This is a genomic window from Parabacteroides leei (genome assembly GCF_023369805.1).
GTDB lineage: Bacteria > Bacteroidota > Bacteroidia > Bacteroidales > Tannerellaceae > Parabacteroides > Parabacteroides leei.
Genome location: NZ_JAMBQG010000001.1, coordinates 635,916 through 657,017, shown reverse-complemented (window position 1 = coordinate 657,017; position 21,102 = coordinate 635,916). Strand labels below are relative to the sequence as shown.

12 protein-coding genes are annotated in these 21,102 nt (G+C 45.8%); 4 read left to right on the top strand and 8 right to left on the bottom strand.

The features are described 5' to 3' along the window. Positions 1–16: 16 nt before the first annotated feature. The 7 genes from M1P97_RS02645 to M1P97_RS02615 all read right to left on the bottom strand — a co-directional run bounded on the left by M1P97_RS02645 (position 17) and on the right by M1P97_RS02615 (position 14,320). Positions 17–2,389 carry an FtsX-like permease family protein gene (locus M1P97_RS02645; protein ID WP_249388312.1) on the bottom strand — a complete coding sequence of 791 codons (2,373 nt, stop codon included), beginning with the start codon at positions 2,387–2,389 and terminating at the stop codon, positions 17–19. A gap of 443 nt (positions 2,390–2,832) precedes the next feature. After that, positions 2,833–5,160 (bottom strand): ABC transporter permease, encoded by a 2,328-nt coding sequence (locus M1P97_RS02640; RefSeq protein WP_249388311.1) that lies wholly within the window; start codon positions 5,158–5,160, stop codon positions 2,833–2,835. Between the two features lie 126 nt (positions 5,161–5,286). Then, positions 5,287–5,967, bottom strand: coding sequence for an ABC transporter ATP-binding protein (locus tag M1P97_RS02635; protein ID WP_195372704.1), 681 nt, complete (start codon positions 5,965–5,967; stop codon positions 5,287–5,289). Between the two features lie 644 nt (positions 5,968–6,611). Continuing rightward, positions 6,612–8,990 carry an ABC transporter permease gene (locus M1P97_RS02630; protein ID WP_249388310.1) on the bottom strand — a complete coding sequence of 793 codons (2,379 nt, stop codon included), beginning with the start codon at positions 8,988–8,990 and terminating at the stop codon, positions 6,612–6,614. Positions 8,991–9,220: 230 nt separating this feature from the next. Beyond that, positions 9,221–11,647, bottom strand: coding sequence for an FtsX-like permease family protein (locus tag M1P97_RS02625; RefSeq protein ID WP_249388309.1), 2,427 nt, complete (start codon positions 11,645–11,647; stop codon positions 9,221–9,223). 11 nt (positions 11,648–11,658) lie between these two features. Then, a complete protein-coding gene (locus tag M1P97_RS02620) occupies positions 11,659–12,909 on the bottom strand; it encodes an efflux RND transporter periplasmic adaptor subunit (protein WP_195372706.1) in 1,251 nt (416 codons plus the stop codon). 52 nt (positions 12,910–12,961) lie between these two features. Further along, entirely contained in the window at positions 12,962–14,320 is a 1,359-nt protein-coding gene (locus tag M1P97_RS02615) for a TolC family protein (protein ID WP_249388308.1), read from the bottom strand. A gap of 246 nt (positions 14,321–14,566) precedes the next feature. On the opposite strand from M1P97_RS02615, the gene M1P97_RS02610 reads away from it, so the two are divergent. The 3 genes from M1P97_RS02610 to M1P97_RS02600 are packed head-to-tail and all read left to right on the top strand — an operon-like array spanning position 14,567 to position 18,554. Then, positions 14,567–15,919 carry a sigma-54-dependent transcriptional regulator gene (locus M1P97_RS02610; RefSeq protein ID WP_195372708.1) on the top strand — a complete coding sequence of 451 codons (1,353 nt, stop codon included), beginning with the start codon at positions 14,567–14,569 and terminating at the stop codon, positions 15,917–15,919. 22 nt (positions 15,920–15,941) lie between these two features. Next, positions 15,942–17,258, top strand: a complete 1,317-nt coding sequence (locus M1P97_RS02605; RefSeq protein WP_195372709.1) for a sensor histidine kinase — start codon at positions 15,942–15,944, stop codon at positions 17,256–17,258. A 42-nt stretch (positions 17,259–17,300) separates the two neighbouring features. After that, a complete protein-coding gene (locus tag M1P97_RS02600) occupies positions 17,301–18,554 on the top strand; it encodes an Nramp family divalent metal transporter (RefSeq protein ID WP_195372710.1) in 1,254 nt (417 codons plus the stop codon). Here the strand turns inward: M1P97_RS02600 and M1P97_RS02595 are convergent. Further along, positions 18,541–19,194: a DedA family protein gene (locus tag M1P97_RS02595; RefSeq protein ID WP_075558033.1), complete on the bottom strand. Its 654-nt coding sequence runs from the start codon at positions 19,192–19,194 to the stop codon at positions 18,541–18,543. The genes M1P97_RS02600 and M1P97_RS02595 overlap by 14 nt on opposite strands. A gap of 129 nt (positions 19,195–19,323) precedes the next feature. Between M1P97_RS02595 and M1P97_RS02590 the strand changes: the two genes are divergently transcribed. Beyond that, a complete protein-coding gene (locus M1P97_RS02590) occupies positions 19,324–21,072 on the top strand; it encodes a glutamine--tRNA ligase/YqeY domain fusion protein (protein WP_195372711.1) in 1,749 nt (582 codons plus the stop codon). The last annotated feature ends 30 nt before the right edge of the window (positions 21,073–21,102 follow it).

Sequence of the window (21,102 nt, the reverse complement as noted above, 5' to 3'; positions counted from 1 at the left end):
ATATATTATTGTTTAATTATTCACTCTTTACACTGTTCACCGGATTCTCATTCGCCGCTTTCCAGTTCTGGAATGTAACCGTCAGCATGGTGATCGCCGCCACAAGGACAAAGGCCAGGGCAAAAACCCACCAGTAGATCGGTGTCTTGTCGGAGAAGTTCTCCAACCATTTGTGTACACCGTAATAGGCGAAAGGAACGGCGATAGCGAAACAGATACCGACAATCTTCAGATAAGCTTTGTTGAACATATTCAATATCTCGCCCACTGTCGCACCAAATACTTTACGTACTCCGATCTCCTTCCGGCGATATTGTGTTTCAAAGACAACCAGGCCAAAGACACCTACAATGGAAAGGATGATGGCCAACAGGCTGAACAAAGTTATCATCTTTTTCAGATACTGTTCTTTATGATAGAGGTTATTGAATACAGTATCGTAAAACTCTATCGTGAACGGATACGCCGGGTCGATGTCGGCAATAACCCGTTGGATATGAGCTACGGCGTCTTCCACATTACTTCCAGCCGCCAGACGAATGTAGCAGACCGGGGTTACCTGTCGCTTGGTGACAATGAAAACCAGCGGCCGGGTGAATGTACGCAACGAAGATATCTTTACGTCATTGATAAAGCCGGCCACATGCCCGGTACCCATCCAGCTTTTCTTCAGTAAATGATTGGGTTCCATATCGGGAACAAGTTCTTGTACGTTGCGGGTGAAGACACAGGTATATGTGGAGTCGCTCTGTGCATCCGAACGGTTAAAATCGCGGCCCTCGATAACAGGTATTCCCAAGACGTCGAGTAAGTTCCAGGAAGAATAGATTATTTCCGAGTTAAACTCTTTTTCATTACAGGTGAAGTTGTTTGCCGAATAATTGTTTGAGGCACCAACCTTGTCGCTGGCAAAACCTACGTTTTCGATGGTGACATGTTCTTTAAGACGGTTCATCAGCAGATCGCCAGACTGTTCGACCATATCGGTACTCAGAAAAACCATAGCTATCTGATCTTTATCAAATCCGAGCCTAAAAGAACGCATATAGTTATTCTGAAGTTGTATGAATATGGAGCCGATAATCAAACCGATAGAGACGACGTACTGGAAACCGATCAGAATCATGCGCAACTTCCGTCCCGAAGTGGATAGCCCGAAACTACCTTTCAAGACCAATGCCGGTTGGAAAGAGGTCATGTACCATGCCGGATATAAACCGGCTACTGTACCTAACAAGACAGCTATTCCTGCCATCATAAATATCAGGGAGGTGTAGTTAAACAGGTTCGTGTCCGCTTCAACGAATGAAAGAACACCTGCCCTGTGCAGCATCCAAGTGAGCAGGAAAGAAAGCAGGCAGGAAAACAGACAGATAGCGATCGCCTCGACTACTAAGCTGGTCCGCAGACTGACGGTTGAACTTCCCAAAACCTTCTGTGTATTGATACTCTTGATCCGCATCGGTGCCAGTGAGGTACTGAAGTTCGTAAAATTGATCCCGGCAATAATAATGATTAGTATAGCGATCAATACCAGTAACCGCATGGTACTGAGATTACCGGTTTTGGTTAAATCTTCGTATTGGCCGGGCATATAATAAATATCGGTCATAGGGATCAAGTGCATTTTAGTCTGGTCGCCGTCACTATATTTAGAAAAGTCGAAGGTCTTATTGAATTGATCTTCCACCTCTTGTCTCGATGCGGGTGAATCGAGCAAAAGGTAGCCCATGAAGTTTTGGGAATACCAATCGTTTTTTCCCCAATCGTCCTTCATCCGGGTATAAATCGCATTTGTCATCTGTGAGTTTTCAGGAAAATCTTTATAAACACCACCGACAGTGAAGTTTTTCTGATCCATGTACCATATATAGTCCTGACAATAAATGACTTTTCCCAGGGCCGATTCTTTACCAAACATTCGTTTAGCCATACTTTCGGGGATAAGTACCTTCTCTGGATCTTCCAGGCAGGTGGCAATACCTTCCTCCATAGAAGGTTGGAATACATCGACAAAACCCGGATAACAAGCAATTATCGATTCTTTAAAACCTTTCCGGTTACTCTCCTCTCCTACAGTCACATACGCATCCCCACCAGAAGGGCTTAGCAATACAGAGCCTTCGATATGGGGAGATGAGGTAAATACAGCATCAGCCAATGCACGGGGTAATATGGATGCGTAAACATCTTTTTCTCCATGATTCACATCCACCCGGCAGATACGTGAAGCCGTCGGATAGCACCGGTCGAAAGTCTGCTCGTATTTAACTTGCATCATAATCACCAGGAAAGCCGTAAAAGCAACAGTCAACCCTACTATATTCAGAAAGGACGCCATCTTGAAACGGCGCAGTACATTAATAAAGTTTCGCAATATCGTTCTCATCAGTACAATGTTTTTTGTTATTTCATCTTCTATACTTTCTAATAACCAAATTGCGTGCCAAAACAACAAACAATTAATTATCAACCATATACAATCAGGCTTAATTCAACATCTGTCAAAATATTGGACAGTCCTGTCTAGTTTTTTTACATGTGCCGGTGCCTCTGGAGTAACAAAGCTCGATAATTCAACATGCTTGTATTACCTATACTGATACTATAGTGCTAGCAGGTGCAGGACTATAATGCTAACAGGTATAGTCCTATAGTGTCGGCTTACATAGAACTATAGAAAAACACTTACGCTTTTTACCTGAAAATTGCGGGTTCATCGTGATAAAGGCAAAAAAGAAAGTGCCTTCATACTTACACCTATTGCATATCATGGATAAACAGATAGAATGAAGGCATGAAGCCACTTTCTCGATAAACAGTTATCTTAAGTTACTTACTTGCTATACTATCCACCGGATTGGTATTGGCAGCTTTGTAACTTTGGAAAAATACAGTTACAAACGAAATCAACAGACAGAAAATACCGGAAGCGATAAAGATTAGCGGGTTCAGGGAGATACGGTATGAATAGCCGGATAACCACTGATTCATAAAGTACCAGATAACCGGTGTTGCAATTATGAATGCAACACCGACATAAATCAGGAACGAACTGATCAGGCGATATAAAATGCCTTGATTATCCGAACCGAACACCTTACGAATAGCAACCTCTTGTGAACGTTGCTGGATAAAATAAGTCGACATAGCCAGCAAGCCCAACATAGATATCAAGATAGCTATCCCGGCAAAAATAGATACGATCTTGCTGGTACGTACCTCGGCTTCAAACGATTTCTGCACCTGTTCATCCAGAAATGTAGCATCGAAATCCAATCCTCCGGACACTTCGTTATAGATCTCACGTATTTTTTTATAAGCCGTATACGGATTCCCTTCCACTTCGATAAGGATACTCCAAGGATACAGTTCACTCCGTTTATCGATGCGAAGCATGGCCGGACGAGTATCATCCGTAATGTTACCTTGTTGAAAATCGCGGACAATACCGGCAATTGGAGTCGCATTCTTATTCCAGCTAAAATTAGGAGCATCCTGCGGCAGTTCCATATCTCTCATGCCTTTTTCGGTAATATACCAACTCTTTTCGGCTAAATGGTTCTCTCGGATAATTTCATATCCCAACATATTAAATGCGGTACTATCCATGATAAATTGCTGGAAACCCAGGAACTTACCTTCATAATCACTGGATGAATTATTACTTCCGCTCAGAGGCATTCCGGCAACCAGGCCGACACGCTTCACGAACGGCTGACGCCCGAACTCGTCGATGGCGGCATTACGATCGGATGCATTTGCAAAGTTATTACCTATTTCCAAGATATTCTTCGTTTTATATCCAAGCGGTGCATTAATCAGATGGAACGATTGCAGGATCATTACGATAGAAGCAGCAATCATCGCAATTGTTATCGTATTCTGGAAAGTGATGAACACTTTACTGAAAACCATCTTTGTCTGCCGGCGGAACGTACCACGTACTATATCGATAGGCTTCACAGACGAGATCAATATGGCCGGCAACAAACCGGAAAGCAAACTGATCAGCAAGATCAGTGCGATCGCCCCTACTACCCAGACAAATGTAAAAGTAGATCCTAATTCAATCCGTGTCTGCAACAGGTTGTTCACAAAAGGCACTGCTGCATGTGCCAGCAACCAGCCTACTCCGAAAGAGATAACCGTCAGCAAAGTCGATTCCACCATCAGACGCGCAAACAATTCTCCGCGCGATGATCCCAACAGACGTCTCGTTGCCATCTCCTTAGCTCGCTGACCAGCCTGGGCAACCGTCAGATTAATGTAGTTGAAAATAGCAAAGATCAAAATCAGGATACCGACAGATAACAAAACGATTACAAAACGTTTGTTACCGGTATTAATGGCTCCGAATTCATTCGAATCATTAAAGTATAACTCATCCAACGGTACCAGATCTACCGTTTTTGACATTCCCTGTTTGTAAATCCAAAACATTTCCTGAAAATAACTGAGGATATCGGGTATCTTAGGCCGCAGATCGGCTCCCGGCTTCATTTTCAGGAAAGCAACTGTCGATCCGGCATTTCCCGGATTATCCATACTGATCGACCAATTATATTCATTAGCCCGTTCAACACGGAACACGATATCGGCATAAGGCAAGGTCGAATTTTTAATATCTTCCATAATACCGCTTACCATATAAGAGGTCGAATCGCCGATAATAATGCTTTGCCCCACCGGATCATCCGTTCCGAATAGTTTATTGGCAAAGGTTTGCGAAAGGACAATATTACCCTTGTCTTCCAACACACGGTCTTTATCTCCTTCCAACAAATTGAAAGAAAAGAAATTAAAGAAGCAGGAATCGACAAGAATAGGTTTTGCACTCAGTTTTTTATCGTTTCTTGTTACGATCTGGTTTCCCACGTTATTGGTAATGACCGGGCAGACTTGTTCTATCTCCGGATACCGTTCCTGTAGGCGATAAGCTATTGGCAAAGCAGTAGTCGGCCCCTTATCATTAAACAGGACATAAATACGATCCTTATCCTTATGAATATTATCGACCGACAATTCCTGCACGGTATAAACGGCGATCAGGATAACGAACATCAACGATACGGACAATCCGAATACATCGATGGCTGTATAAGCTTTATTCCTGCTGAGAAATTTCAGGAACGATTTTATATTTAATAAATTATTCATATTCTTAGTTGGATTATTATTCTTAAATCAGGGCGAGAGTAAAAATCATATCCCGCCTTCACAGGTAGGATATGTCCATGTCTATTCTATTTAAATTTAACTATATGTGTGTCTGGAAAATCACAATTAAATAAATTCACTTACTGAAGATACGATGCTACCGTCGAACAGGTTAACAATGCGATGGGCAAAGCTGGCATCGTGTTTGGAGTGGGTCACCATAATGATGGTAGTACCTTCTTTGTTCAGTTCCGTCAACAACTGCATTACTTCAGCGCCGTTCTTTGAGTCCAGGTTACCTGTCGGCTCATCGGCAAGGATGATCTTCGGATTGGAAACCACGGCACGGGCAATGGCAACACGTTGTTGCTGACCTCCGGAGAGCTGCTGGGGGAAGTGGGCAGCACGATGGCTGATGTTCATACGTTTCAGAATATCGTTCACCATCTGTTTACGTTCAGATGCTTTCACTTTCAGATACGTCAAAGGCAGCTCTACATTTTCATATACATTTAGTTCATCGATCAGGTTAAAACTCTGGAATACGAAACCGATATTACCTTTGCGCACCTGTGTACGTTCTTTTTCCTTCAGGTGGCCGACTTCCTTATCGACCAGATAATAATCTCCTGAAGTCGGATTATCCAATAAACCCAGAATATTCAACAAAGTAGATTTACCGCAACCGGAAGGTCCCATGATAGCGACGAATTCGCCGTCCTTCACTTCCATCGATATATTGTTCAATGCAATTGTTTCTACCTCTTCTGTACGGAAATGCTTACTTAATCCTTCAATTTTAATCATGGCTATTTTATTATTAAATTATACAATTCTATTTGAGTTGATTCTTATGCCTATATAAGATCAAATAGTGTGCCAAAAGTGGTAATTAATTAATAAACAAACAACTAGAACAAATGCTATTTTATCGATGTGTCAAAATATTAGACAGTGGTGTAAATTTATTAGACAGTAGCATTCTTATTTTTATTTGCTTTGGCGAAGCCTATATGCTGATTATAGCGTGTTTTCGTTTCTTCGATCAATGAGTTAAGGGAGACTACGAAAGCAGTCGTTTTGTCAGTATAGCCGAGGGTGCAGGACCGGTCAGGTCTGCACTTTCTATTACGGGGCGGTCATCCTCATCCTTTTGAGGGATAGGAATACGGAAACGGGTTAAATAATTCGTAAATTCCGAATTATTTAATCAATCGATGGCAAACGGAATGGTTGTTTATAATGTTCCCATGTTTAAATTCAGTTTAATAATATCAGTTTTTTAAGACGTTACAATATAAGTATTATATTTTTAAACAGAATTATATGTTTGCAATAAATTACAGGTTTAATTGATAAACTGTCGAAGCGCCAGTGCAAAATGCGCAGGGGGTGTGACGGCGATACACCTCCCCTGCGCATTTTACAACAGCATTCCGCAGTTTTTCCCTCTAATCCGCCTTCAAGCTATCCACCGGATTTTCATTGGCTACATTCCAGGCTCGCACCAATACGCAAGTGATGATAATTACATACACCAGCAGGGCTGCACCGATAAACATAAAGAAACTCAGGTGAATGCGTTCGGCAAATTTCTCCAGCCAGCCGGAGGCGTTGATATAGGCTATTGCCACACCGACAGTAAGGGCGGGAAAGGCGATATAGGAGATATCTTTCGACAGCATGCGGAGGATACTTGCAGCCGTCGCCCCGTTCACCTTGCGGATGGCTATTTCGCGGCCGCGGCGGTTCGTCTCGTCGGCCGTGTAGCCCAATAGTCCGATCAGGGCGATGATCAGGGTGACGATGCCGCTGATCATGATCGCATCGCGGAAGTCGCGGTCGTCCTGATACTGGCGGACAACATCCATTTTATATACAGAGGCTTCGACCACCTTACCGGGGATCGCTTCGGAAAGTATACGGTTGACTTCCGCCAGGTTGTCCGACGACATCGTATTCATCTTTATCAGGATATTTGAAGGGGGATTATAACAATCCGGGGTGGCATAGAAGAAGACGGAAGCACGCGTATCGGGGCCTTTCAGGGAGCCGATACGGAAATCGTCGAATACGCCGCAGATGGTGAACACCTGCGTTCCCTTGCTATGCTCGGATATCATGACGCCTTTGCCGATGGCACTTCCCGTCCAGCCGGCCGTCTTTTCCATCAGTTCGGTAAACTTGCGGCTCACCATTATCTTGTCGGCGTTCGCCTCATCCGGACGGAAGGCCTGGCCTTCGACAACAGGTATTTCCATCAGGTCGAAATAATTGTCGCCCACGAAATACATGTCGGCTATGTTGAACAGGTCGCGGTCGTCGTTCGGAAGATTTACGTTATTGCCGGACGGGTAACTAAAGGGAAGTTCGGTGCTGCACGATACTATATCCACCTGCGGCAGGCGACGCAGTTCGGCCATCGCACGGTCGCGGACCTGCCGGTCTACACCGCGGGTATTGCAATAAACCAGGTTCTCGTAAGCGTAGCCGGGATGACTCGAAATCATCGTATCGTACTGACGGCTGATGGTGACCAGCAAGGCCACCAGATAGGCGGTGGCGACAAACTGCACGAACAGCAGGCAGAGCTTCCAGTAGCGTTTCGACTCTTTCACGCTACGGAAGGCCGAGGCCACCGGAATGCGCATGAAAAGCCAGGTCGGCACAAAGCCTGTCACCGCAAATACCACCACGCAGATGCCCAACAGGATCGACATGGTAGGCAACGTGAAGAGCGCCGACAGCGAGGCCGACAACAGATCTTCTATCTTTCCCTTAAAAATAACGATCAGCAGAGCCGCCAGCAACAGCGACAACAACAGGTGCAGAAGCGACTCGGAGAGTATCATTCCGAAGATATTCTTCCCCGACGCTCCGTAGCATTTATGCACGGCCACTTCCTTGGCACGCCCGATCAGGGTGGAGATCACGACCAGTATATAATTGAGCACGGCGATGGAGATGAGTATGATTGCCATGAAAAGGAGCATATAGTTCATATCCTTCACATCCTTGTTATTATTGTGGATGTCCTGCAACGGGAAGATGGAGTACGACAGGTCGACCCCGGCTTTCTTCAATCCTTCCATATCCTGGTTGCGCTCCTGCATGCGTTGGATAGCAGGGGTCAGTCCATCGGGATCGGTACCGGGCACGAGCTTCACGTAAGCGATATAACGGTCGTTTCCCAGCCAGTTGGTCGTGCTCCATTCGGGCATAGCAGCCAGTGAGGCTACCGCATCGTAGCGCAGGTGGCTGTTTTCGGGGATATCTTCAAACACGCCGCCGATGGTGAAAGGGGAGCCGTGGTTGGTGTCGCGGACGAAGGTTTTACCTACCGCTTCACCCACGCCGCCCATCTTCTCGGCCAGCGAACGGCTTATCATCACATAGCCGGGACGGGCCAGAGCGTCTTTCGGGTTTCCCACCAATACGGGACGGGGGAAGATGTCGAAAAAGCTGGTGTCGGCAAGCAGTATCGTGGCGGTGTAGTATTGCTCGTCGGGGGTCATTATCAACTCGTTGTTTTCACCGATCCGGGTGTAGCGGGTGGCAAACTCCACTTCCGGGATCTCGGCTTTCATTCCCGGAGCGATGGCTCCGCTCACTTGTCCCCAGGAGTCTTTCTTCCCATCCCTGTTGATGTCGGATCTGACCAGGTAAATCCGGTCATTGTCGGGATAAAAATTATCATACGAACGTTCGAAGCATACCTTCGCTACCAATACCAGTCCCATCGCCAGACCGACTGCCAACGCAAGGATCTTGATCCCGTTGCTCCTCCCTTTCTTGAACAGGGAGCGGAGTGCCATGTTGAAATTCTTCATATCTATCTTTATTTATAGTTCAGTTATTGACAGTTTTGAATGTAGTGTCGTTGGTAGGGGCGGTTCGCGAACCGCCCTTACAGGCGCCGTCACAATGGAACAGGCAGGTTCGGCCGTAGGGGCGGGGTCTGCCCGCCCTTCTTCACCGGTTGTTATATTATTGTCGCAAAGGGTGGGCAAACCCCACCCCTACAAAACCTGTCATTTGGCTTCACCTTTTTCTAGCATTTCTATTCCGATTTCAGGCTCAGCACCGGATTGGCATTCGCCACCAGCCAGGTACGGTAGACCACTGTGACAAGGATTACCAACAATACAGCCACGGAGCCAGCGACAAACAGACCCGCATTCATCGGGATCTTCTCCGAAAATTGCTGCAACCATTTTTCACCGGCAAACCACGAAGCGCCCGCACCGATCAGAATAGCCGGCAATGCCATCCATACAACGTCCGACGATATCAAACGGAGGATATCACGCTCGGTAGCCCCGTTGATTTTGCGTACGGCGATTTCTTTCCCGCGACGGTTCGTCTCGTCGTTGATGTAACCGATCAGTCCGATCAAGGCGATGACCAGGGTGATGATTCCACCGGCCATCACCGAGTCGCGGAAAATGCGCGAAGTATCGTAGAGCTTCGTGAAGCTGAAACGGTAATCGACAAGGTTAATGTCACGGTCGGGCAGAAATTCTTTTATTACATTACTTATATGGGCCAGATTCTGCGCATCCCTTTGATGGAATTTGACAACAAGGGTCTGCTCGGCTCTCTTACTGAAAAAGATGGCGGAGTTGAGCATGCCTTCGTGATCGATCCGGCCGATGCGTACGTCATCGTAAACGCCGACTACGGTGAAAGGATCGTTCGTACCGTGACCGCCGATATCCAGCTTCTTGCCCACCACGCCGTCTTTCCATTCGAAGACGTTGGCCAGTTCGGTGGCCATCTGGCGGCTCAGCATGACGAGTTGCATGGAGTCGGAGAAGGATTCGTCGAAGGCCTTTCCCTCTATCACTTTCATCTCCAGCAGCGAGACGAAGTTGGCATTGGTTCCGTAAAGATCCTGGAAATGTGCCACGGCATCGTCCGTGCCGGGACGGTAGACGATATCACCCGAACCGGCAAAGGCCGGCAATTCATAGCAGGTCGTAACATCTTCCACTTCAGGCTGCTTACGGATCTCATCCAACAGTGCCTTGCGGGAGGATTGGGAGACACCTTCCAGGTTGCAGAAAGCTAACCTCTCGTATGAGTATCCGGGATTCTCATTCACCATGAAACTATACTGCCAGCCAATAACGATCAACAGGCATACAAGGAAACCTACCGCAACGAACTGGATGAACAGCAAGGCTTTCTTCCACGTCCGCCGAGAGTTGGTGTACGAACGGAATACCAACGCCACAGGAATCCTGGCGAACAACTGCGAAGGCAATAGGCCGGCAACCAGAAACACCAATACGCAGACGCCGAGCAGGATCACCAGCGTGTCGGGCGTGAAAAGCGACGCCAGCGAGGTGCCCAGCAGCTCTTCCACGATCCGGCGGAAACCGAATACGAGGAGCGTAGAGAGGGTTACGGATATCAACAGATTGAGAAATGTCTCAGAGAAGATCATGTCGGTGATGTTCCAGCCTGTCGCACCGTAACATTTATGGATTGCCACATCCTTCGAGCGGGTCACCATCGAAGAGATAACCAGCAGCACATAGTTCATCAGGGCGGCAAAAAGGGTGGCGAAAGCGATGGCGGTCAGCATCACGGCCATACGCTTGGTGGCCGGTGAGTTTGCGTAGAGCTCGCCAAGGGGACGCAGGAAGATACTGTAGGTGATACCTTGCTCCTTCAGTTTCTCCGAATCGACATGACGGTCGAGCATTTCGGCCATAGGTTGTAGCATATCGCTTGCCTGCAGGCCGGGTTGCAGAAGGACGTAGGCGTTGAAGCTGTCTCCGCCCAGCCATTCATCTTCCTTCGTCCATCCGGCGATGGCTTTGAAGGAGGAAAGGGAAACAAGTACATCGTAATAAAGATGCGTATTCTTCGGAATATCCTTAAACACACCGCCGACGGTGATCTGAACGCCAGGGAATGTCTCCACTTCGAAAGTTTTACCGATCACGTCTGCTCCGTCGGGGGCGATCTTGTCGGCCAGTTCTTTCGAAACAAGGGCATAAAGGGGACGCGAAAGTGTCTCCCTGGCATCACCGCCCAGCATTTCGCGGGGTAGTACGTCGTAGAAGCAGGAGTCGGCCATCAGGAAGGTAGCCGTATACTTCTTCTTATCGGGTGTTTTCATGACCAGTTCACCCATTTTATCACAACGGGTAGCCGCTTCCACACCGGGGATCTCGGCTTTCATACCGGGGGCTATACCACCGCTGACGTGGGGGTAGCCGTCATGGCTCTTCCCCCCGATGCCAAAGTTCTCCTGGATAGCAAAAATCCGGTCGGACTGGGGGTAAAAGTTATCGTACGACAACTCGAAGCAAACCTTTGCTATCAAGACCAATCCCATGGCGAGTCCGATACCCAGCGACAGGATCTTAATATCATTATGTCTGCCCTTCTTAAAGAGGCCTCGAATTGCTATGCGGATGTTCTTCATTATAATGGGTATATTTAATTCGGTTATTGTCAGAATTGCATGTTTCACATTTTGCTATATCATTCCAATATCAGGACTTCATTATCCTTATAGCTTTCATAACTCGACACGATTACCTTTTCGCCTGCTTCCAGACCTTCTGTTACTTCGTAGAACTGGGGGTTCTGACGGCCGATCTTGATCTTGCGGCGATAAGCTTTCTTTCCATCTTTGTCGAGTACGAAGATCCAGCTACCACCGGTGCTCTGGAAGAACGTTCCGCGCGGAATGATGATACTTTCGGTCGGTTGCCCCAGATACAGGCTGATATAATAAGTCTGTCCGCTACGGATATTGTCAGGACGTTCGCCGGTAAACACAAAGTCAGTACGGAATTTACCGTCGCGTACCTCCGGATAAACCTTACGTACGGCCAGGTCGAAACTCGTACCCTGACGATCGAATGCTGCATTCAATCCCGGTTTAACACGGTCGATATAATGTTCGTCGATCATTGCTTCGATCTTATAATCAGAAAGGTCGTTGATCTGGCCGATCTTCAAACCAGCAGATACATTCTGTCCTAATACGACATCCAGCAAACCGAGTTCACCGTCGATCTGTGAACGTACATTCAAGTGCTCCTTACGTTCGTGTACCAATTGGATATTACGGCGCATATTAGCCAAACTGGTCTCCATCTCTTCCATCTGGATCGTACGGGAAATCGAATCCTGGTTCAAACGCTGCACGACCAAGTCGTATTTCTTTGTTGCCAGTTCGTAATCTTCCTTGGCCTTCAGATAGTCTTCTTTGGCAATCAGGCTTTCTTCATACAGTTTTTGTTGCTGATGATAAGCACGGCGGGCACGGCTCATGTCTACATCCAACTGGGCTTTTTCCAGTTGGTTGCTCAACTTGTCCTGCTCCATGGCCACCTGGGTATTACGAAGAAAGTTCTGTTTCTCTGCCAATTGTGCTTCTGCGTCCAGGATCTGAAGATCGAGGCCTGAATTGGAAAGACGGACAATCACATCCCCTTTCTTTACCTGGGCTCCCTCTTCCACTACTTTCTCCTGCACGATTCCCCCTTCTTCAGGGCTCAGCTGCACGACAGTGATCGGCTGTACCTGTCCGTCTACGCGGACGAAATCATTGAACTGTTCGCGGGTTACATTACCGATACTGATACCGCGGGCATCTACTTTCAGTGTCGATGCATGATCGCCGAAAATGATCCAGCCGACCAATACAAGGAATAAAACGCCACCTGCCACATAAGGTAAATGTTTCTTCTGAATGCCTCTTTTCTTTTCTAATTGAATATCCATGGTTGTATGTTTTTTATTTCTTATTATCTGTTCTATCTTTTCTGTCTGATTCTTAATTTATGCCTTCAATCAAAGGTTTACCTTTATAATAGTCAACCAGTTTACATTTCATCAGATACATCAGTTTCCGTTGCAACAGGTCTGCTTTCGACAAGAGTAGTGTATTAGCGCTGGTTTGCAAATCGATCGGACTCATCAGACCTTCTTCGAACTTGCGAAGTGTAACCTGATAAGCAATTTCATCAGCCTTGGCCTTCTTTTCCATCTGTATCGTTTCCTTGGCATACCCTTCACGGTCGAGGATGGCCTGTTCGATAGCGGTCTGTAACTGGCGAAGCACTTCGGTTTGCTGTTCTTGGGCGATACGTACACTATTACGTGCTTTACGTACATTGGTTAGACGGCTCAAACCGTCAAAAAGCGGAAAACTCAGGTTAAAAGAGATATATTCACCTCGGTTGTTCTTGAACTGACTACCAAATGAAGGAGACGGTTCGTAGCCCTCAACCGTTTTGTCTACTTTTAAATCTTCAAAGTAATTCGTAGAAATACCCGCACTAAAAGAGATACTTGGCAACAAGCGTCCTTTAGCCATCAGATATTGCATCTTATACGATTTCAATTGCAGTTTGGCCTGTAAGGCAACCGGATTATTGTCGGATGCATAACCGTAAATTTCGTCTACAGACTCCATCATGGTTGCATAGGATTTATCAAGCAACAGGGTATCGACATCCAGCTCCATATCCGAAGGGAAATTCATATTTTGTTTTAAAGTCAATAAAGCTGTATTAAACAAGTTCTGCTGGTGAGTCAGGTTATAATCGTTTGCTGCTACCTGGGCTTCGATCTGCGCCACATCCGCTTTTCCTTTCAGTCCCAACTCTTCCTGGCGACGGGTTCTATACAGGATCCGGCTGTTCTCTTCCAATTGCTGGGCAGCCAGTTTGACTGTTCCCTGATAATATACCACATCCATAAAAGCAGTCATAGTATTAATGGCCAAATCATCCTTCTCTTTTTGGATATCGTTCATACCCAACTGACGATTTGCTTTTGCCATCCGCCACTGGTTCACCAACTGTCCACCATTAAAGATAGGAATGGAAACATCTACCCCATATCCATTATTAAAGGTAGAAGTATTATTATAGGCATTTGTCTTGGGGTCAATAGAACGTCCAAAACCATACTTTGCTCCTACACTTGCACTCATAGACGGGAAAAATGAAGCAACTGCCGAATTTAACTCAGCCTTATAAGAGTCGCTCGTATAAGCTTGTTTTTTTACCTTAGGACTGTTTTCTACGGCGTAATGCATACATTCATCCATTGTCCAGAGTTTTTCCTGGGCCACGGCAACTGTTGCCAGGCTAAACGAAAGAACCGATGTCAATATTATCTGTTTCATTTTTGTGTTATTTTCTGCCTATAGAAGGGCAAAGAGCGTGCCAAACTATATAATACTTTATTTATCAACAGATTGACAATTTATCTAATTCTCTGAAGTGTAAAAAAATTAGACAGTGGTGTATAAATATTAGACAAACGATAATTATCCGTTTGCCCCTCCTACTTTATCTGTCTAAATATTAGACACAGGTTAGGAAGTATAAAACCGAACCTGTATCTTTGCATTACTAAATACATTATTACGATGGCTAAACAAGGCACCATACTGGTTGTAGACGACAACAAAGGGATTCTGACCGCAGTACAGATGCTGTTAGGTACCTGTTTTGAAAAAGTGATAACGATTTCTACCCCCAACAAAATAAAGACTACATTACATAATGAAGATGTAGATGTGGTGTTGTTGGATATGAACTTCAGTGCGGGGATCAATACCGGAAACGAAGGGTTATTCTGGCTTTCCGAAATAAAAAAAGAAGAACCGTCGGTTCAGGTCGTCTTATTCACGGCCTACGCCGATATCGACCTGGCAGTAAGAGGAATAAAGGAAGGAGCAACCGATTTCGTTGTAAAACCCTGGAACAATGCCAAGTTACTGGAAACGTTGAAAACAGCTTACGACATACGGATGGCAAACCGCAAAGGCATCCCTCATGAAAATAATAAACAAGTCATTTCCAAAGAAAGCGGTATGTTCTGGGGAGAAAGTAACGCTATGCAACAACTCCGTAACCTGATAGAGAAGGTTGCCAAAACAGATGCCAATATTCTGATCACCGGTGAGAACGGTACGGGTAAAGAAATGCTGGCCAGGGAAATCCATATCCTCTCGAACCGTAAAAAAGAAGCAATGGTTCCGGTAGATATGGGAGCTATTACCGAAACACTGTTCGAAAGTGAGTTGTTCGGTCATATGAAAGGAGCTTTCACCGATGCACGTGCCGATCGTCCGGGTAAATTTGAAGCTGCTAACAACGGCACATTGTTCCTGGATGAGATAGGAAACCTTTCTTATCATTTACAAGCTAAACTATTGACTGCCCTTCAACGCAGAAGTATCGTCCGCGTAGGAAGCAACACCCCTATTCCTATCAATATCCGCCTGATCTGCGCCACGAACCGTGATCTGCAGGAGATGGTACAGAAAGAACTGTTCCGCGAAGACCTTTTGTATCGTATCAATACAATCCATGTGGAAATACCATCCCTCCGTGAACGACCGGAAGACATTGTTCCTCTTACCGAAATATTCCTGGCTAAATACACGAATATATATGGTAAACCATCCATGCGTCTCAGCTCCGAGGCCAAAGAGAAGCTGAAACAACAGCCCTGGTTCGGTAATATCCGTGAACTGGAGCATACCATCGAAAAAGCGGTCATAATCAGTGAAGGCGACACACTTGAAAGTAGCGACTTCGATTTCCCCCGTAAGAAGGATTCACCGATGAAAGAAGTTACTACCCTCGAGGAGATGGAATACAACATGATTAAAAATGCCATGGATAAGTACAATGGTAACCTGTCACTTGTTGCAAGCCAGTTGGGAATTTCCCGTCAGACATTATACAACAAAATAAAACGCTACGAATTATAATGTCTAACAGGCAATCATTCTTATGTTAAAAGGCATCTACCACAGTCTCACTTTCCGTCTGGGCTTGTTTGGAATACTAACCGCAGCCGGGACCTATGCGGCAATCACCCATAAATGGGAATGGTTCATCCTTGTCTTTATCGGCTGGTTGTATTCCATGCAGATGATGCGTAGCCTGTTCAAACGAAATGCCCAGAAGGTTGCTTTTATGTTCGATGCAATCGACAATAGTGATTATGCTTTCCAGTATGCCACCCGAGGACGTTCATCGAACGACAAACTGGTAAGCGAATCGCTAAACCGTATCACTCAAATACTTTTCCAGGCAAAAGCAGATGCCGTGCAAAAAGAAAAGTACTACGAGTTGATCATGAACTCTGTAAATACCGGTATTATAGTGCTGGATGATATAGGGAATATCTATCAAACCAACAACGAGGCCTTGCGTTTACTCGGTCTCTCCGTATTCACCCATGTTAAACAACTGACACGCATAGACGAAAAACTGCAACAGACGATCACCGATATACGTCCGGGAGACAAGCACCAGATTTCATTTATCAATGAACGCGGAACCGTCAACCTGTCGATTCGCGTCTCCGAAATGACATTACAGGATAAACATGTGCGCATCCTGGCAATCAACGACATCAACAGCGAACTGGACGACAAGGAAATCGACTCATGGATACGCCTGACTCGTGTATTGACCCATGAGATCATGAACTCCGTCACCCCTATCACCTCCCTGAGCGACACGCTACTCTCTCTGCATGAAGATGCCGACAGCGAAATACGTAACGGGTTGGAAGTGATCAGTACGACCGGTAAGACGCTGATATCATTCGTAGAGTCTTATCGCAAATTCACCCACATACCAACCCCGGAACCTTCGTTGTTCTATGTGCAGAAATTCGCAGAAAGAATGATAAATCTGGCACGCCATCACAACAATTATCCTAATATAACGATTAATATAAGTATAGAACCGGCCGACCTGATTGTTTATGCCGACGAGAACCTGATCACTCAGGTGGTTTTAAATCTGCTGAAAAACGGAATGCAGGCTATAGGCAGAGAACAGTCGGACGGACATATCGAACTGAAAGCTTATTGCAATCCGGATGAATCCGTGGTCATCGAAGTCAGCAATAACGGTCCGGTTATCCCACCGGAAGAAGCAGAACATATCTTTGTTCCGTTCTTTACCACTAAGGAAGGTGGAAGCGGCATCGGACTTTCTATCTCACGGCAGATCATGCGTCTTTCAGGAGGTAGCATTGCTTTAAAGAGCAATCCGGCTATAAACCGAACGTCGTTCGTTCTGACATTCCCCTAAAGGGATTCGAGGCAAAATGATAACAAAAAGATAAGACTAAAAATGAAACTTCTAGACAAACTCAAAATCAATCACAAACCGCGTTCCGGCGGATTAGACTTACTGAAATACATTGGCCCCGGCCTATTGGTCACCGTTGGCTTCATCGATCCCGGAAACTGGGCGACCAACCTGGCTGCCGGATCTGAATTCGGATATGCCCTGTTATGGGTAGTTACCTTTTCTTCCATTATGCTGATCATCATCCAGCACAACGTGGCCCACCTCGGAATCGTAACCGGGCTGTGCCTGTCGGAAGCAACCAACAAATACCTGCCCCGTACACTCAGCCGCCCTATCCTCGGCTCTGCTATGTTGGCCAGTATATCCACTTCGCTGGCGGAAATACTGGGTGGCGCTATCGCCCTGCGTATGCTGTTCGGCATGCCGATCAAGATCGGAGCAGTCATTATTACCCTGGCCTGCCTGATTATGTTGCTCAGCAACACATACAGCAAAATAGAACGCTGGATCATCATGTTCGTCTCCATCATCGGACTGTCGTTTCTTTATGAACTGGCATTGGTAGACGTTCATTGGGGAGAAGCCATACAAGGGTGGGTAAAGCCATCGTTTCCACCGAATTCTATGTTGATCATCATGAGTGTACTCGGCGCCGTGGTCATGCCGCATAACCTCTTCCTACACTCGGAAGTGATCCAGAGTCGCGAATGGAACCTCGAAGACGAGTCTGTGATCAAGAAACAATTGAAATACGAGTTTTACGATACACTTCTTTCGATGGTGATCGGTTGGGCTATCAACTCAGCTATGATCATCCTGGCCGCCGCCACTTTCTTCAAAGAAAAAGTAACGGTCGATGAACTCGACCAGGCACAACAGCTATTGGTTCCTCTCGTTGGAAGCAATGCCGGTGTTATCTTCGCAGCTGCCCTGTTACTGGCAGGTATCTCATCCACCATCACATCCGGTATTGCAGGAGCTTCCATCTTTGCCGGCTTTTACGGGGAAGCATATAATCATAAAGACTTACACTCCAAGTTAGGAGTTATCCTGTCGTTCGTCCCGGCACTATTTATTATTTTTGTGATCGGTGACCCGTTCAAAGGACTGATCCTTTCACAGATGCTATTGAGCGTACAGTTACCGATCACAGTCTTTACACAGGTGTATCTTACCTCGAGCAAGAAAGTAATGGGTGTATACGTCAATTCACGTTCGACCACCATCCTTCTCCTATTATTGGGAACGTTGGTTACGGTATTGAATATTGCCTTATTGATCAGTTTGTTTTAACGAAATATTTATTTCTGACAACTTCAAAAACTCCCGGCAGAATGGAGATAAAGATGATAAGGACAATCAAAAGTTCCAGATTCTTCTGAACGATCTCCATTCCGCCGAAAAAATAACCGGCATACGAAAAGAGAACCACCCAGATCACCCCTCCTATCACATTGTATGAAGCAAAATGCCGGTAACTCATATGTCCCATACCGGCTACAAACGGGGCAAAAGTCCTTACAATAGGGACAAAACGTGCCAGAATAATTGTTTTCCCCCCGTGCTTTTCATAAAATTTATGTGTCTTCTCCAGATAACTTTGTTTAAAGATCTTTGAGTTAGGATTACTAAACATCCTTTCCCCGAACAGTCTGCCTATTATATAGTTAGAGGCATCCCCCAGCACTGCCGCAACGATCAAAACCCCTACAATAAGATGCACATTCATCGGGTTACCCGGCAAAGCAGCTAAAGCTCCAGCCACAAATAACAATGAATCGCCAGGAAGAAAAGGAGTTACTACCAGTCCTGTTTCACAAAAAATGATCAGGAATAAAATGGCATATATCCAAATGCCATAAGTCGATACAAGTGCTGCCAAGTGAGCATCGATGTGCAGTACAAAATCAACCAGAAGATTGAAGTATTCCATACGGATGTATTATAATCTGTTCGATAAAATTAAGCCACAAATATAGGAAAAAACTTGTATCGCTATGTAGCAAGTAAAGAAATCGCTACCTTTGCTCCGTTAAAAAGAAATAACATATTTATAACAGATATGAGCGATATCAGAACGAACGAAGAAGAAGGCAAAAAGAGCCTGAATTTTATTGAAGCAAATGTTGAGAAGGATTTAGCAGAAGGTAAAAACGGCGGACGCGTACAAACTCGTTTCCCACCCGAACCCAACGGTTACCTGCATATCGGACACGCCAAAGCAATTTGCCTGGACTTCGGCATGGCAGAACGTTACAACGGGGTTTGTAACCTTCGTTTCGACGACACTAATCCGGTAAAGGAAGATGTAGAGTATGTCGATGCAATAAAAGAAGATATAGAATGGCTCGGATTTCATTGGAATAACATCTATTACGCATCCGACTATTTCCAGCAGTTATGGGATTTTGCCGTCCGTCTGATCAAGGAAGGAAAAGCCTATATCGACGAACAAAGTTCGGAAGTTATCGCCCAGCAAAAAGGAACCCCTACCCAACCGGGTATCAACAGTCCGTACCGCGACCGTCCCATCGAAGAAAACCTGGCTTTGTTCCAGAAGATGAGTGACGGAGAAGTGGAAGAAGGTGCTATGGTATTGCGTGCCAAGATCGACATGGCTAATTCAAATATGCATTTCCGCGACCCGATCATCTATCGTGTGGTAACATCCGCACATCACCACCGTACAGGTGATAAGTGGAAAGTGTATCCGATGTATGACTTTGCACATGGACAGAGCGACTTCTTCGAAGGCGTTACGCATTCACTTTGTACCCTGGAATTCGTGGTACACCGCCCATTGTACGACCTGTTCATCGATTGGTTGAAAGAAGGTAAAGACCTCGACGACAACCGTCCCCGTCAGACCGAGTTCAATAAACTGAACCTGAGTTATACGCTGATGAGTAAGCGTAACTTGCTTACACTGGTAAAAGAAAAGTTGGTCGACGGCTGGGACGATCCCCGCATGCCGACTATCTGTGCATTCCGTCGCCGTGGTTATTCTCCCGAATCTATCCGTAAGTTTGTCGATAAGATCGGCTACACCACTTACGATGCCCTGAACGAGTTTGCCTTGTTGGAAAGCGCCGTTCGTGAAGACCTGAATGCCCGTGCCACACGTGTATCGGCCGTTCTTGACCCGGTCAAACTGATCATCACCAACTATCCGGAAGGAAAAGTGGAAGAAATGGAAGCCATCAATAACCCGGAAGATGAAACGGCAGGAACCCACCAGATCGAATTCAGCCGCGAACTGTGGATGGAAAGAGACGATTTCATGGAAGATGCACCGAAGAAGTTTTTCCGCATGACTCCGGGACAGGAAGTACGTCTGAAGAATGCCTATATCGTGAAATGTACCGGTTGCAAAAAGAATGATGCCGGCGAAGTAGTAGAAGTATATTGCGAATATGACCCGAATACCAAAAGCGGTATGCCCGATAGCAACCGTAAGGTAAAAGGTACCCTGCACTGGCTGAGTTGTGCCCACAGCCTGCCTGCCGAAGTCCGCTTATACGACCGTCTCTGGAAAGTAGAAAATCCACGTGACGAACTGGCTGCTATCCGCGAAGCAAAGGACTGTTCTGTTCTGGATGCGATGAAAGAGATCATCAATCCGGACTCATTAAACATACTTACTAATTGTTACGTAGAAAAATACCTGGCAAATGCCAAACCGTATGATTACCTGCAATTCCAGCGTATCGGTTATTTCAACGTAGACAAAGATTCAACGCCGGAAAAGCTGATCTTCAACCGCACCGTATCCCTGAAAGATACCTGGAGCAAAGTGAAGGATAAAGCATAATAAACAAGATAAAAGAGAATTTACCTGATA

Bases quoted from the DNA above. Each gene is read 5' to 3' on its own strand.
- M1P97_RS02630 (WP_249388310.1), bottom strand. From the start codon at position 8,990: ATGAAGAATTTCAACATGGCACTCCGCTCCCTGTTCAAGAAAGGGAGG.
- M1P97_RS02615 (WP_249388308.1), bottom strand. From the start codon at position 14,320: ATGAAACAGATAATATTGACATCGGTTCTTTCGTTTAGCCTGGCAACA.
- M1P97_RS02605 (WP_195372709.1), top strand. From the start codon at position 15,942: ATGTTAAAAGGCATCTACCACAGTCTCACTTTCCGTCTGGGCTTGTTT.
- M1P97_RS02620 (WP_195372706.1), bottom strand. From the start codon at position 12,909: ATGGATATTCAATTAGAAAAGAAAAGAGGCATTCAGAAGAAACATTTA.
- M1P97_RS02595 (WP_075558033.1), bottom strand. From the start codon at position 19,194: ATGGAATACTTCAATCTTCTGGTTGATTTTGTACTGCACATCGATGCT.
- M1P97_RS02600 (WP_195372710.1), top strand. From the start codon at position 17,301: ATGAAACTTCTAGACAAACTCAAAATCAATCACAAACCGCGTTCCGGC.
- M1P97_RS02610 (WP_195372708.1), top strand. From the start codon at position 14,567: ATGGCTAAACAAGGCACCATACTGGTTGTAGACGACAACAAAGGGATT.
- M1P97_RS02590 (WP_195372711.1), top strand. From the start codon at position 19,324: ATGAGCGATATCAGAACGAACGAAGAAGAAGGCAAAAAGAGCCTGAAT.
- M1P97_RS02645 (WP_249388312.1), bottom strand. From the start codon at position 2,389: ATGAGAACGATATTGCGAAACTTTATTAATGTACTGCGCCGTTTCAAG.
- M1P97_RS02635 (WP_195372704.1), bottom strand. From the start codon at position 5,967: ATGATTAAAATTGAAGGATTAAGTAAGCATTTCCGTACAGAAGAGGTA.
- M1P97_RS02640 (WP_249388311.1), bottom strand. From the start codon at position 5,160: ATGAATAATTTATTAAATATAAAATCGTTCCTGAAATTTCTCAGCAGG.